14 protein-coding genes are annotated in these 14,996 nt (G+C 40.0%); 1 reads left to right on the forward strand and 13 read right to left on the reverse strand.

Translation table 11 applies throughout. The annotated features are described in order from the left end of the window. Positions 1-184: 184 nt before the first annotated feature. Entirely contained in the window at positions 185-1,315 is a 1,131-nt protein-coding gene (locus BLP54_RS08610; protein WP_090168826.1) for an aldo/keto reductase, read from the forward strand. Between the two features lie 75 nt (positions 1,316-1,390). On the opposite strand, the gene BLP54_RS08615 is transcribed toward BLP54_RS08610, so the two are convergent. The 13 genes from BLP54_RS08615 to BLP54_RS08675 all read right to left on the reverse strand — a co-directional run bounded on the left by BLP54_RS08615 (position 1,391) and on the right by BLP54_RS08675 (position 14,991). Beyond that, on the reverse strand, positions 1,391-1,921 hold the full coding sequence (locus BLP54_RS08615; protein ID WP_090168828.1) for a 2'-5' RNA ligase family protein: 531 nt from the start codon (positions 1,919-1,921) through the stop codon (positions 1,391-1,393). 3 nt (positions 1,922-1,924) lie between these two features. Then, entirely contained in the window at positions 1,925-2,119 is a 195-nt protein-coding gene (locus BLP54_RS16390) for a helix-turn-helix domain-containing protein (protein ID WP_090168830.1), read from the reverse strand. Between the two features lie 81 nt (positions 2,120-2,200). Next, entirely contained in the window at positions 2,201-4,444 is a 2,244-nt protein-coding gene (locus BLP54_RS16080; RefSeq protein ID WP_090168832.1) for a family 43 glycosylhydrolase, read from the reverse strand. 130 nt (positions 4,445-4,574) lie between these two features. Continuing rightward, complete coding sequence (locus BLP54_RS08630) at positions 4,575-5,192, reverse strand: formate/nitrite transporter family protein (RefSeq protein ID WP_090168834.1); 618 nt, start codon at positions 5,190-5,192, stop codon at positions 4,575-4,577. Between the two features lie 88 nt (positions 5,193-5,280). Next, entirely contained in the window at positions 5,281-6,579 is a 1,299-nt protein-coding gene (eno, locus tag BLP54_RS08635; RefSeq protein WP_090168836.1) for a phosphopyruvate hydratase, read from the reverse strand. Positions 6,580-6,759: 180 nt separating this feature from the next. Then, a complete protein-coding gene (locus BLP54_RS08640; RefSeq protein WP_090168838.1) occupies positions 6,760-7,707 on the reverse strand; it encodes an L-lactate dehydrogenase in 948 nt (315 codons plus the stop codon). 97 nt (positions 7,708-7,804) lie between these two features. Continuing rightward, positions 7,805-8,260, reverse strand: a complete 456-nt coding sequence (locus tag BLP54_RS08645) for a GAF domain-containing protein (protein ID WP_090168840.1) — start codon at positions 8,258-8,260, stop codon at positions 7,805-7,807. Between the two features lie 26 nt (positions 8,261-8,286). Further along, a complete protein-coding gene (locus BLP54_RS08650; RefSeq protein WP_090168842.1) occupies positions 8,287-9,597 on the reverse strand; it encodes a Na+/H+ antiporter NhaC family protein in 1,311 nt (436 codons plus the stop codon). 81 nt (positions 9,598-9,678) lie between these two features. Further along, the gene (nifU, locus tag BLP54_RS08655; RefSeq protein ID WP_090168844.1) at positions 9,679-10,113 is read right to left on the reverse strand and encodes a Fe-S cluster assembly scaffold protein NifU; all 435 of its coding nucleotides are present in this window, start codon (positions 10,111-10,113) and stop codon (positions 9,679-9,681) included. A gap of 31 nt (positions 10,114-10,144) precedes the next feature. Then, on the reverse strand, positions 10,145-11,350 hold the full coding sequence (gene nifS / locus BLP54_RS08660) for a cysteine desulfurase NifS (protein ID WP_072911403.1): 1,206 nt from the start codon (positions 11,348-11,350) through the stop codon (positions 10,145-10,147). Positions 11,351-11,478: 128 nt separating this feature from the next. Further along, positions 11,479-12,735 (reverse strand): ABC transporter permease, encoded by a 1,257-nt coding sequence (locus tag BLP54_RS15960; RefSeq protein ID WP_090168846.1) that lies wholly within the window; start codon positions 12,733-12,735, stop codon positions 11,479-11,481. Beyond that, positions 12,729-13,472 (reverse strand): ABC transporter ATP-binding protein, encoded by a 744-nt coding sequence (locus tag BLP54_RS08670; protein ID WP_090168849.1) that lies wholly within the window; start codon positions 13,470-13,472, stop codon positions 12,729-12,731. Before BLP54_RS08670 ends, BLP54_RS15960 begins: the two co-directional genes overlap by 7 nt. Beyond that, positions 13,465-14,991, reverse strand: coding sequence for an efflux RND transporter periplasmic adaptor subunit (locus tag BLP54_RS08675; protein ID WP_176754516.1), 1,527 nt, complete (start codon positions 14,989-14,991; stop codon positions 13,465-13,467). Before BLP54_RS08675 ends, BLP54_RS08670 begins: the two co-directional genes overlap by 8 nt. Positions 14,992-14,996 lie beyond the last annotated feature (5 nt).

The following is a 14,996-nucleotide window of genomic DNA, read 5'->3' on the forward strand; positions in this document are numbered from 1 at the left end:
TGCTTCTTATATATTCACTATACACCATGGAACTAACTCCAAGTCAAGTACATTTTAATTAGCAACCTCTCTTACTCACTACATATAATAACAAAAAAAAGTAATACATAAATCAACAAACAATTAGTCGCTCAAAAATATATGTGATATATTTAGATTAATAATTTGTAAAAGGAGATTATGTATGGGCGAAAAATATTTTGGTGAAGACACACCTAAGCTGGGGTTTGGACTAATGCGATTACCAAAGGAAGCTGGCAATCCTTCAAAGATTGATATCGAACAGACCAAGAAAATGGTAGATATGTTTATGGAGGCTGGACTAACTTATTTTGATACCGCTTTTGTATACGATGGTGGCGAATCTGAGAAGGCCGCAAAGATAGCTCTCGTGGACAGATATCCTAGAGAAAGCTACACTCTTGCCACAAAGCTTGGAGCATTTGCAGCTCATGATGAAGAAAGCGCAAAACAGGAGCTTCTTACCAGCTTGGAGCGTACTGGTGCAGGCTACATTGATTACTATCTGCTCCATGCTCTCTCAGAAGGAAACTTAAAAAAATACGAAGAATGGCACCTTTGGGACTACGTAAAAGAGATGAAAGAAAAAGGCCTTATCAAGCACTATGGCTTTTCTTTCCACGATACACCTGAGCGTTTAGATGAAATTCTTACAGCTCATCCAGATGCAGAATTCGTTCAGCTTCAGATTAACTATGCTGACTGGAACAATCCTAATGTACAGTCCAGAGGCTGCTACGAAGTAGCTAGAAAGCACGGAAAATCTATCGTGGTTATGGAACCAATCAAAGGTGGTACACTGGCAAATCCTCCAGCTGCAGTCCGTGAGCTTTTAAAGGGAGCAAATCCTAACACAAGTATTGCATCATGGGCAATCCGCTTCGTTGCATCCTTAGATGGTATTATCACTGTACTTTCTGGAATGTCTAATGTGGAGCAGATGGCTGATAACCTTTCATATATGAGTAGCTTTAAGCCTCTATCCGATGAAGAACAGCAGGTTATTTCAAAAGCGCAGGATATACTTGATAGCATTGATTCTATTCCTTGTACATCATGTCACTACTGTACAGACGGCTGCCCTATGCAGATTCCTATTCCAGAGATTTTCTCTGCCAGAAACAAACAGCTTATTTGGGAACAAATTGAAGCCGGTAAACAGGATTACGAAAAGGCAACTAAAGATCGTGGCATTGCTAGCGCATGTGTTCAGTGTGGACAGTGCGAAAGCGTTTGTCCTCAGCACATAAATATTATTGAAAGACTTCAGGATTGCGCCAGCGTATTTGAATAAAAAACAAGAACCATCAGCAAAATAGCTGATGGTTCTTGTTCATCTCTTATTGCAAATTATTACTAGCAACCTTTCTTACTCGTTACATACACTAATTCTCAGAATATCCCTATGTGGATTAGTCTTAGCAACACCTATTTCTTCTATCTTCGCCTCCATAGGCACAAAGGATTTCTGCAAATATGAAAATGCCTCCCGCATCTGCTCTGGTTCAAGGGTCTTGCCAAGAGTGATGTGTGGCATCCAGGAATATGGCTGATAATATTTACTAAATGATATCCCCTCTACATCTTTCAATGCAGCATATAACTTTGTCTGCATATCCATTAGATATTCATTTATAACAGGGGATGCATAGATTACCCCAGGAAGAATCTGCCCTAAAGTAGGAATCAGAATTTCTCCTGCCAATAGTGTTTTCATCACAGCAGAAGCCTTCTCCACTACCGCATCCTCATCCCTGGCCTCTATACTAAGAACAGTAAGATGTGGTGGTACATTATTATCTGGCATAAAGTTATTTCCGCAAGCTTTTGCCACCCCATCCACATATCCAGATAAAGTCTTATTTGTTTTTTCATCAAAATATGCTGATATTAAGTACATATTCTACTCCCCACACAAATCCTCTGGTCTGCATTTCAATACTTTACTTAATGATAAAACTGTAGCTGCGACCGCCTTATTTATATCCTTAGCACCTATTTCATACTGCTGCAAGGTTCTCAGATTAATCCCTGCTTCCCTGGCTAATTCACTCTGTGACAATCCATAAAGCTTTCTCTGGCACCCATATCTCTGGATACTTTCTTAGGATAATAATCATCATAGTCTACAGGAAAAGCCAGCCATGGCTTCCATGACTGACTTCAAAATAATCATATCCTATTGTATGTCTATAGTTACACTTCCCACACTTCCGGTTCCATTGAAACCAAACTCTGTGCTAGCGCCATTAGAAAGGCTTGAATTCCATTCTGCAGGAGTAATTACATAATAATCTCCTGATTCCTTCATGTTTACACTCCAGATTGAATCAATCTTTACTTCACTCTTCTTAAGTTTGATTGTCCAACCATTTACAGTCTTTCCTGTAGTATTTGAAACCTTAACAGTAGCTGTGTAACCTGAGCCCCAGCTATTAATTCTTATAGATGCCTCAAGACCTGAAGCTGCAGCTGAAGGTGTAGGTGTTGGCTGCTGTGTAGGCACTGGTGTTGGAGTAGGTGTTGGTGTTGGCTGAGCAGTGCTGTTATCTACTGGCTCAAAAATCCACTCCTGATTTGGATTTCCATAATATAACCACTGACATACATTTGCTCCATCGTTCTTCTTGTGCTCATATACATCCACATACTTGGTTGCACTAGAAACCTTTGTGCCAAGTGTATAAACACCTGATTTCTTTGTATTCTTTACAACAAACTTCTGAGCATCACCTGAGTAACCATGATAGATACCAATGTTTGCGCCATCAACATTTTCTGCGTTAGCAACGTCAAGCATAAAGCTGCCAAGGCCAGATGTTAATGTGATATATCCATCAGATGTGTTTGTAACATACCACTTCTGTCCATCTGCACCTGTACCTGTGCTGATGCATACATTAGTTGCAGCTGCTGCCTTGTTGCCTTCAACTGTAAGATACTTCTGAGAATTTGTATTCTTTAAGTAGTACCATCCATTTGAAATGCTTGCTGTTGAATTCGTATTTACGTTAGCACTTGTTGTAGGTGTTGTAGTTGGTGTAGGTGTAGGCTGTACTGTTGTGCCACTTGCAGGAGTGAACTGCCAGTAATTGAAGTTCATAAGTGAACCGCTGCCGCCCTTAAATACAAAGTAAAGGTCATGCTTACCTGTTGCACCGCTTATGTCACAGGTCTTTGTAACATATGACTGCCATCCAGCTGTCTTTGCAACGTCAACTGTACCAATTAATCTTCCGCTTGTTGAATCAAGACGAAGTTCGATTCTTCCACCGCCATAGGCTGAAGCAACGCGTGCTGAGAAGGATTTTGCTCCATTTCCAAAATCTACATTCTTAACCTTAATCCAATCACCGTTCTCGATGTATGAAACATTCTGTGTTCCCTCGCCGCAGGCTTCTGTCTTAACACCTGATGAGTAGCAGATTGTCTCAGCCTCTGTCTTGAGGTATGGGTTAAGTGTAGCGATAGCACTTGGGCCTGATGTAGACATCTTTATAGTAGGAATGCTGCCATCTGGATTGTACTTAAACTCTTCTACTGCTACTGAACGGGCAAATCCACTACCACCTGGCAGGGCTCCATTATGGTAGAAGAAATATGAATGTCCCTTGAAATCTACAATACCAGAGTGATTTGTAAAGCTCCTGCCCTCTGTAGGCATGATTACACCGCGATATGTCCAAGGACCTGTTGGTGATGTACTTGTAGAGTATGCAATGTGCTCTGGAATTCCACCGCCAGAGAATACCATGTAGTAAAGATTTCCTCTCTTATAGAACCAAGGTCCTTCCTCATAAGAGCTGCTTCTTCCAGCATAATAGCCAAATGAATTAGCTGTGAGATTAACCTTATTGATTCCTCCTGAATAAGAGGTCATATTAGGATTAAGTTTTACATAGCATAAGTTTGGATTTCCAAAATAAAGATATGCCTGACCATTTGAATCAACATAAACTGTTGGATCAATAAAGCCATAGCCCTGACACAAAGGTCTGCCGATAGCATCCTTGAATGGACCAGTTGGGCTGTCAGATACAGCCACACCAATAGAATTTCCACCCTGCTTTGCAACTACAGGGCAATAGTAATAGAACTTTCCGTTTCGCTCTACTACCTGTCCAGCCCAGGCATCAGACTTTGCCCAGCTGAATGTGTTAAGTGAGCATACCACGCCATGGTCAGTCCAGTTAACCATGTCTTTAGTAGAATAGCAGTGCCAGTCTCTCATGTCGTAATAGCTGGCGCCGTCCTCATCATGTCCTGTGTAGACATAAAGAGTGTCTCCATAGACCATAGGTGCTGGATCTGTGGAGTAGATTGTTTGTACGATTGGATTGTCAGCTTTTGCCACTGCTGGATTTAGACCAGTCAAAACAAGAGCTGCCGCAAGCAACCCAATCAAACCCCCTCTTTTTTTCATTTTTTCTCCCTTTCTCTCCCCCTTATTATTTTTATCATAACTCCCAGTGTGTATATTATACCACACTCGTGTTTTAATTATCCATAAGCTGAATATTAAAAAAGGAGTCCTTAAGGGACTCCATATTACATCAACATTTCTTTACAAAATGATTAGCTGCAATTCCTCCTACCGCATTTCCGATAGTGATAATCAATAATCTGATAAACATATCTTTAGAATAATTTCCTGCCATGTTGTAGTAGAACATATCTGCAACACAGTGTTCTGAACCCACAAGTATAAATCCCATCACAGAAAGAATAATTGCCACGTATTTTCCAAGTACATGTTCATTCTTCTTATACTCATCCACTCCAATGAAAATGAAAATATTACAAATAATGCCAAGCATAAACAAACTCAGGTAAGAATCCTGATTTTTAATTTGGCACAGGCCTACCGCCTTCTCATATAGTCCTCCATAAACTCTGGTATTTTTAATAATAAAGGTAAGAATAAATGAACCAATAAAATTACCGCACCAAATCAGTACAATATTAATAAGATTATTTTTCACCTTACCTTCCAGCACGTAGCAAACTTTACCTGTAAATAAACTGAAGTTCATTGTTAAAACTAAAAATAATCCGATGCTGAAAAGTGCTGAGCCCACAATTTTATTGTCCACGGAGAGGAAAATCATTCCTCCAAGACCAATAGAAAAGCCGGCAAGAATTGAAGTTAGAATAGTTTTCTTATAATCCATAACAAAAATCCCCCTACACTGTCTCCCAACAATATAGGGGTATTATATCCTTCCTTTGTGAATATTTAATGTTACACAATTAGTTAAATTACTTTACATTAAAAGCTCCCATTCCTGGATAATCTGCTGCAGCACCAAGCTGTTCCTCGATTCTAAGAAGCTGATTGTACTTTGCAACGCGCTCTGTTCTAGATGGAGCACCAGTCTTAATCTGGCATGTGTTAAGAGCTACTGCAAGATCCGCAATTGTTGTATCCTCTGTCTCACCAGAACGATGTGAAGAGATTGCTGTGTAGCCTGCCTTATGAGCCATCTTAATAGCTTCAAGAGTCTCTGATACTGAACCAATCTGGTTAAGCTTAATAAGAATAGAATTTCCACATCCATTTGCGATTCCCTTTGAAAGACGCTCTGTGTTTGTAACGAATAAATCGTCACCTACAAGCTGTACCTTGTCACCAATCTTAGCTGTCATCTTCTGCCAGCCTTCCCAATCTTCCTCATCAAGACCATCCTCGATAGAGATGATTGGGTACTTGTCAACAAGAGCTGCCCAGTGATCAATAAGCTCATCTGTTGTAAAGTCCTTGCCTGACTTTGGCTGATGATAGAAGCCCTTGCCTTTCTCAGACTTCCACTCGCTAGATGCAGCATCCATAGCAATCATAAAATCCTTGCCTGGCTCAAAACCAGCTGCCTTGATAGCCTTTAGAATAGTCTCGATAGCATCCTCATCATTCTTAAGAGAATTAGGTGCGAAACCACCTTCATCACCTACAGCTGTTACGTCTCCCATATCCTTAAGGATAGCCTTGAGTGCGTGGAATACCTCAGCACACCAACGTAAGCACTCGCTAAATGAAGAAGCACCTACAGGCATAATCATAAACTCCTGAGTGTCAACAGCGCTATCAGCATGAGCACCACCATTTAAAATGTTCATCATAGGAACTGGAAGCTTTGTCCCCTGAACACCACCTAAAAATCTATAAAGAGGAATATCAAGAGCTGTTGCAGCTGCTCTACAGCAAGCAATGGAGGTTGCGAGAATTGCATTGGCACCAAACTTTGACTTATCCTTTGTACCATCTGCCTTAATCATTGCTGCATCAATGGCATAGATATCCGAAGCATCCATACCACAAATTGCATCTGCTATCGGCCCATTGATATTCTCAACTGCCTTAAGTACTCCTTTACCTAAATATCTATTCTTATCTCCATCTCTAAGCTCAAGTGCCTCAAACTCGCCTGTTGATGCACCTGATGGAGCCATTCCGCGTCCCACTGTTCCATCCACAAGAGTAACCTCGCATTCTACAGTAGGATTTCCTCTTGAATCAAGAATCTCTCTTCCAATAACCTTTTCAATTTCTAAATAATCCATAAAACTACCATCCTTTCAAAAAGTTTAGAACTCCTTTTTTAAGAGGTAGCAACTCTGTGAAATAAAAAAGGAGTTCTGCAATGATCCACACGGTTAGATGTTTCTAACCAAGAGTAGAATAGCAGAACTTCTTTGATTACTCAAGAAATCTATTTAGTTTTTATTGATTATTTTTATCGATTAGAAGGCTTCCTCTAAAACCTGCTTCAAAGTATCACCTGAAGCCTTAAGCGCAGCCTTCTCTTCATCACTTAGTCTGATTGGAACAGAACCCTCCACTCCATTTCTACCAACTATTGCTGGCATACTAAGTGCCACGCCATCAATTCCAAAGTCTCCATGCTGGATGCTTGAAATAGGGAGGATTGATTTCTCATCACGTATAATTGCCTCGCAGATTCTGCGAACACTCATTGCGATTCCGTAATAAGTAGCTCCCTTCTTTTCAATAATGCCGTAAGCACTATTCTTAACATCCTCTGCAATTCTCTTCATTGATTTCTCATGCTCGAAATGTCCTCTCATCTCACAGAAATCATTGATAGGAATTCCAGATACATTTGCTGATGACCATGCTGCTATCTCGCTGTCACCGTGCTCTCCAATAATAAAGGCGTGAACAGAACGGCTGTCTACATCAAGATGCTCGCCTAATAAGTATTTAAATCTGGCTGTATCAAGAACTGTACCTGAACCAAATACTCTGTTCTCTGGGAAACCACTAAGCTTTGCAGCTACTGATGTAAGAATATCAACAGGATTGGCAACAATAAGAAGAATTCCATCCTTATTGTATTTTGTAATCTCAGGAATAATTGATTTAAAGATTCCTACATTCTTCTTTACAAGATCAAGTCTTGTCTCACCAGGCTTCTGTCCTGCACCGGCAGTAACAACTACAACTGCTGCGTCCCCAGCATCCTTGTAATCTCCTGCATATATAGACATTGGCTTTGCAAAAGGTAAACCATGACTGATATCAAGTGCCTCGCCCTCTGCCTTGTCCTTGTTCACATCAATGAGAACCATCTCAGAAAACAATCCGCTTTCCATTAGTGCAAAGGCTGACGCTGAACCAACAAATCCACAACCTACAACTGCAACTTTTCTTTCATTTAACTTACTCATGATTTTACCTCCTATGTTTTTCTTTATTCTCCTACATCTTAACCTAAGAGGCAATAGCTATGAGTTGCATTTGCAACTTTTAAAGTGATAACATTTCTCAGTTAAACTGAATTACAGCCTCAAGAGTTCTTACAAACTCCTCAAGACCAGCCTTATCTTCATCTGAAAATCTATTGAGGCTTGGGCTATCAATATCTAACACACCTACAACCTTGCCATCCTTATGAATAGGAACTACTATCTCAGAATTGGATGCACAGTCACATGCAATATGTCCCGGGAATTCGTGGACGTTTGGAACTACAAGTGTTTCATCCTTTTCAGCTGCTGTTCCACATACGCCCTTTCCAAGAGCAATTCTTATGCAGGCAACCTTTCCCTGAAATGGTCCAAGTAATAAAGAACCGTTATTCATCAAATAAAAACCTGCCCAGTTTAAATCATCTAAATTTTCATTTATAAGTGCAGAAGCATTTGAAAGCACAGGAAGGTAGTTTGGCTCATCCTCTGCCAAAGCTTTTAATTGTTCTGAAAGTAATTTGTAATCTGTCATTTTTCCTCTACGCTCGTACTCTTTAATTATTTTTCTTTAATAATTGAGATTGCTACAAAAACAATCAACACAAATGGATAAATCAACCATGGAATAAGTGAAAAACTGGCAATCTTTGCAATGTTTGCCGCCACAAGAAGCTGAGCTCCATAAGGAATGATGCCCTGCATAATACATGAGCAGGTATCAAGAAGTGATGCTGTCTTCTTAGGCTCCACGCCGTACTCTTCACTAATGTGTTTTGCAATTGGTGCTGCTATTACGATAGCAACTGTATTGTTTGCTGTTGCAAGATCCATAAACATAGTAAGGAAGGCAATGCCAAGCATTCCGCCCTTTTTGTTTCCTGCTTTTCTTCTTATTAACTCTAAAATAGCTTCAAAGCCACCGTGTTCTCTAATAAGAGATGCAACAGATGCAACAAGAATAGTTACAATCATTGTCTCAAACATTCCAGCGATTCCTGTTCCCATTGAAGAAAGACCAGAAACGTAGGTAAGGGAACCTGTGAAGATTCCTACTACAATAAACATGAAGCATCCAAGTAGAAGTACTTTAAAAACATTTACACTAAGAACGGAAAGCACAAGCACGATGAAATATGGAAGTGCCTGCCATAAATTGTAATCAAAGTTTCCAATTGCACTTACCTCTGTTTTAAAGGAACATGCGATAAGGATTGCAAGTGTAACAATAGCTGAAGGAAGTGCAAGCTTTAAATTTGCTTCAAACTTATCCTTCATCTCTATTCCCTGTGTCTTAGTGGCTGCAATGGTAGTGTCCGAAATAAATGAAAGATTATCTCCAAACATAGCTCCACCGACAACTACACCTACACAAAAAGCCAAACTAATATGACCGTTTTTAGCAACAGCACAGGCTATTGGTGCAAGGACAGAAATAGTACCTACGCTGGTGCCCATTGCCATAGAAATAAGGCATGCAATGATAAATAGCCCTGGCACTGCAAACCTGCCTGGGATGACACTAAGCAAAAGGTTAGCTGTAGATGAAGCTCCACCAGCCTCTCCCGCTACACCACTGAAAGCACCTGCCAATATGAAAATAAAAAGCATTGTTACGATATTGTCGTCCCCAATGCCCTCTGCGCAAATATGAATCTTCTCTTCAAAGCTCTTACTTCTGTTTTGAGTAAAAGCAAGAATAAGCGCAAAAGTAAAGGACAGAACTACCGAGACTACATAAAATCCCATCTGCCCTTCAATTGGTGAAATGTATTGGAAATAGATTCCATTACCAAGATATAAAACCAAAAACAATGCTATAGGCAGTAATGCCTTAGCATTTGCTTTTGGTTGATTATTTGTATTACTCATTAAATAGCTTCCCTTCAATATTTCTTTAGGAACTATTTTAACTTATGTAAGCGGTTTTTGGCAAATAAAAGCCTCCGCTAATTAATGCATATGACAAGCCTCTACCTCAGGGTCAGGGAAATCCTTTGGATCATATTCAATGCCATTATTATCATAGTAATTCTTTACTGCAGACTTGATTGCCTCCTCTGCAAGAACTGAACAGTGAAGCTTGTGAGCTGGAAGTCCATCAAGTGCCTCTGTAACAGCCTTGTTTGTAAGCTGAAGTGCCTCAGATACAGGCTTTCCCATAATAAGCTCTGTTGCCATTGAAGATGAAGCAATAGCGCTGCCGCATCCGAAAGTCTCAAACTTTACATCCTCAATAATCTGCTCATCATTTATCTTAAGATAGATTTTCATGATGTCGCCACAGACTGGGTTACCAACTTCGCCTACACCATCTGCATTTTCAATTACTCCTACATTTCTTGGGTTTCTAAAATGGTCCATGACCTTTTCGCTATATAATGCCATTGTTTTTCCTCCAATTACTTCTGTCTATTAATTAAGCCACTGTGTGCTCTGCAAATACGTGTGGACGCTTGCCACTTACTAAATCACCCCAGAATGGTGAAAATCCACGAAGGTATTCAACTACTTCTGAAACAGACTTGATGATGTAATCAACCTGCTCCTCTGTTGCATCCTCACCAAGTGAAACTCTAAGTGAACCGTGTGCAACCTCATGTGGTCTGCCAATTGCAAGAAGCACGTGGCTTGGGTCAAGTGAACCTGATGTGCAGGCAGAACCTGATGAAACTGCCACTCCCTTGTCATCTAATAATAAAAGAAGTGATTCTCCTTCGATTCCTTCAAAACAGAAGTTTACGTTTGACTTTACTCTTAAATTTCTGTCACCGTTAAGCTCTGAATAAGGAATCTTTGAAAGACCTTCGATTAATCTGTCCTGAAGCTTTTCAAGCTTCTCATTTGTCTCATCAATGTGAGCAACCACATCCTCAAGGGCTACTGTAAGTCCGACTATACCTGCAAGGTTTTCTGTGCCGGCACGCTTGCCTCTCTCCTGAGCGCCACCGTTGATTACGTTTGTAAGAACGATTCCGCCTCTTGCGTAAAGGACACCTACGCCCTTAGGACCGTGGAACTTATGAGCTGAAATTGAAAGCATATCAATGTTCTGCTCCTTTACATCGATGTGAACATGGCTAACTGCCTGAACAGCATCTGTGTGGAAAAGAACTCCTCTTTCCTTGCAAACTGCACCTATTTCAGCGATTGGCTGAATTGTTCCAATCTCGTTGTTAGCGTACATAATAGTAACAAGAGCTGTATCCTCACGGATTGCATCTGCTACCTGCTGTGCAGATACAACACCATTTGAATGTACGTCAAGAAGCTCGATTTCGAAGCCTTCCTTCTCAAGTGCCTGAAGTGTATGAAGCACTGCGTGATGCTCAAACTTTGTAGAAATGATGTGCTTCTTTCCCTTCTTCTCTCCAATTCTGGCTGCTGAGATGATGGCCTGATTATCAGCCTCACTACCGCCTGATGTGAAATAAATCTCTCTAGGTGAAGCGCCAAGAACCTTTGCCACTCGCTCTCTTGATTCCTCAAGAACCTCCTTAGCCTTCTGGCCTACTGAATAGAGGCTGGATGGATTACCATAAACCTCTGTAAAATATGGAAGCATTGCTTCAACTACCTTAGGTGAAACAGCAGTTGTTGCTGCGTTATCTGCGTATACGAACATATCCTTTTACCCTTTCTTTTTATATTACCTACTTGCCTAGTATTTTAGTCTGCGATTAATATAAAAGAAATCACCTATCGAGTCAATAGGTGATTCTCAAAAATATGCTTATTGCGAGTTTTTATCAATTACTCATATCTTAATGCGTCAATTGGATTCATTTTGGCAGCATGTTTTGCTGGTGAGTAGCCAAAGAACATACCTATGGCTGTAGAAAAGCCTACAGAAATATAAATGCTTGCAAGTGAAATTGTTGGAGCGTATCCCATAAGCTTAGATGCCACATCTCCAATAACAACACCAATTACCATTCCTATAAGTCCACCGATAAGGCAAAGTATAACTGCTTCACTAATAAACTGAAGCATAATCATGGAATCCTCCGCACCAAGTGCTTTTCTGGTTCCAATTTCTCTGGTACGCTCTGTGATAGAAACGGTCATTATGTTCATAACACCTATTCCACCTACAATAAGCGCAATAGCTGCTATAAGCGAAATTGCCATGGTAAGCTGATTCATCATCTTATTGTTTTCCTGGATCATGGACTGATTGCTGTATGCATCAATCTGAAGTTTATCCCCCAATTGATTTGCCATTTTCTGATTAAGGTAAGCTTTTATATCATTAGAAAGAGCAATGGTATCCACTCCTTCTGCCGCAACTACAGTCGGAGAATACATATCTTTATTATGGTTAAAGTTCCAGGCTGTAAAGAGAGGTATATACATAGTTGTTGTTTGGACACCAGCTGCGCTGCCTCCCATTCCCTGAGACTTTTGCTCCTCATAGATTCCTACAACTGTAAGATTAATGTATTCATCATTTAGATTAACCTCATAGGTCTTACCAATTACATCCTCATTCTTATAATTGTCTCCAGCTATTTGCTTGGCATATTTTTCTGAAACAAGAGCCACATTAGTACCCTGTCTATATGCATACTCATTAAAATAACTTCCTGACTTTAGCTTAAGATTATTTGCTTTGAAATATCCGGCACTAACTCCGGTAACATCAACCTTTGCTTTTTTATTATTAACAAGAACTGTTCCGTTTCCAAGACTAGAATCCATGGATATAGCTGCTATTTTTTTGCCAAAATGTTCTGAAAGAGAGTGAATATCTTCTGGCTTAAATTTAAGATTCTCCTGCTCTTCTTCGGACAGTTCCTGTGAATAATCTATTGTTGAAATATACACTTCAATATTTTGAACGCCATAGCTTTCCAGCTGTTTTTGTACGCCCTTAGTCATGGAGTTTCCCACTGTCATGATTGCAATTACAGCCGCAACACCAATAATAATTCCAAGCATTGTCAAAAATGCTCTCTTTTTATTAGCCTTGATACTTTTAATTGCAAGCTTGCAATTTTCAACTAACATACGATTTTCCTTTCAGGATTGTTCATCAATCCTTCAACCTCATTTATCTTTTCATTAATAATATTGCCATCACTAATTGTAATTATCCTTGGTGTCTCTGCAGCAAGCTCATTTGAATGAGTGATTAACACAATGGTCTTTCCCTGCTTTTCGTGAAGCTCGTGGAAAATATCCATAACCATTCGGCCTGTTCCAGAATCCAATGCTCCTGTTGGCTCATCAGCTAGAATAATATCAGGGTTATTAGCCATGGCTCTAGCAATTGCAACTCTTTGCTTTTGTCCACCTGAAAGCTCATCTGGTGTATGATGCATTCGTTCTTTCATTCCTACCATCTCTAACAGTTCTTCAGCTCGTTCTCTTCTTTCTTTGGGTGAAATACCTGCATAAAGCATTGGCATTTCTACATTTGAAATGGAATCTGTTCGAGCAATTAGATTGTAGGTCTGAAATACAAATCCAATATGTTTATTTCTTAGCTTTGCAAGCTGCTTCGCAGGCGCTGTAGAAATATTTACTCCATTTAACACGTACTCGCCAGCTGTCTGCCTATCTAAAATTCCAAGGATATTCATCAAGGTACTTTTACCAGAACCAGACTGACCTACTATAGAAACAAATTCGCCTTTACGAATATCCAAATCTATCCCATGTAATATCTCAAGTTCGTTGGGAGTTCCTATGTAGTAGCTTTTTCTAATATTTCTTGCTGACAACAAAACACCATTATTACTCATCGTAAATACCTCCATCTGCTCCCATTGCATCAAGAACAACATCTGCTCCACCGTCCATTGAAGCTTCTACAATTTCCTGTCCCTCTTTAAGCTGACCGCCTGTAATCTCTGTATAGAATTCATCAGATATACCTGTTTCAACCTTAACATTGGTAGTAGTTCCGTCTGCCTGCTGCACTACAACATACTTGCTTCCATCTGCATCTGTCTGAATGTCAGCTGAAGGTACTGCAAGAGCGTTTTGTTTATCTGCAATAATAAAGGTCATTTTGGCAGTCATTCCTAGTCTTAACGCTTCATTTGAACCTTCTAAATCAACATCCACTCTATAAGTAGCGCGGGTCTTAGAAACTGATGCTGTTGATGATTGATTATCTGTGTTCTTGTTACTATTTTTTGTCGCTGTGGGTGAAACAAAAACTACAGTACCCTTTAAAATTTCATCGCCTGTTGCATCTGTCTTAATCTGAACCTTCTGGCCTTCTTTAACATTTGGGATTTGTGCCTCATCTATGTCAGCAGTAGCTTTTAGATTTGTAACATTATCTATTACTACAGCATCTCCCCCACTAAAAGGCTGCCCCGCCTTAATATTTACATTAGTAACCGTTCCATCCTGAGAGGCATACACTATTTCTTTCGAAAGCTCTTCCTTTGCCTTGCTCATCTCCTGCTTTGCTGAAAGACTACGCTGTTTTGCATTGAGCTCGTCCACTTTGGATGCCATGTACTTATCAATTATTGCATCGTTAGCATCTTTCTTTGCCTTATCTGTTTTTATAATCTCTAACTCTAAATCCCTTTTTGCTTCCTCTAAGGCATCCTTAGCTGGCTGTAAAGCATTTTCTGCTTCTATTCGCTCCGCATGAGCACTACGTTTTTCTTCCTCCGAGTCTCCTTCTTCTGCATGTCTAACAGAATCATAGGCCCTATCAATGGCCTCCTTTGCTTTCTTTACATTTCTTTCTGCCTCAACAACTGCCTGCTGCTTTCTTGCTATATCTCTATCAGCATCTATAACTGCAATAGCACCGCTATCCTTGGTACTTTGCATACCTCTTTCAGCGTTCTGCCTTGAGATATCGTCAAGCTGATTCTGGATGCTAAGTGCCTGCTGCTGATAAGACAGCTGCTCTTTCATAGAATTCATATCAAGCTTATATAGTGGATCTCCCTTTTTTACAACATCTCCAACTTTTACATATACTTCAGCCACAGGGTAACTACCTGTAATGGAAGCGTTCTCTGATGACTCTTCAGATGAGATGATTGTTCCAGTTGCAGAAATTGTTTTTTGAATATCCTGCTTAGCCGCCTGCACTGTAAGAATCTCAGGTAACTCTGTATTGCCTGCCTTAACATTTTTTATTACAGTCGCTCCAATAATAGTTGTTAGAAGTACCGCAGCAATAACCATGGCTGCAACTACTTTTTTATTTAATCTCTTAAAAAAGCTTTTATCCTGCTCTGACATTTCGCCTTCATTTTTCTGAGCAGCTAATATTTCTTTTAACTTCATTTTAT

It is taken from the genome of Pseudobutyrivibrio sp. 49 (assembly GCF_900100545.1).
Lineage (GTDB): Bacteria > Bacillota > Clostridia > Lachnospirales > Lachnospiraceae > Pseudobutyrivibrio.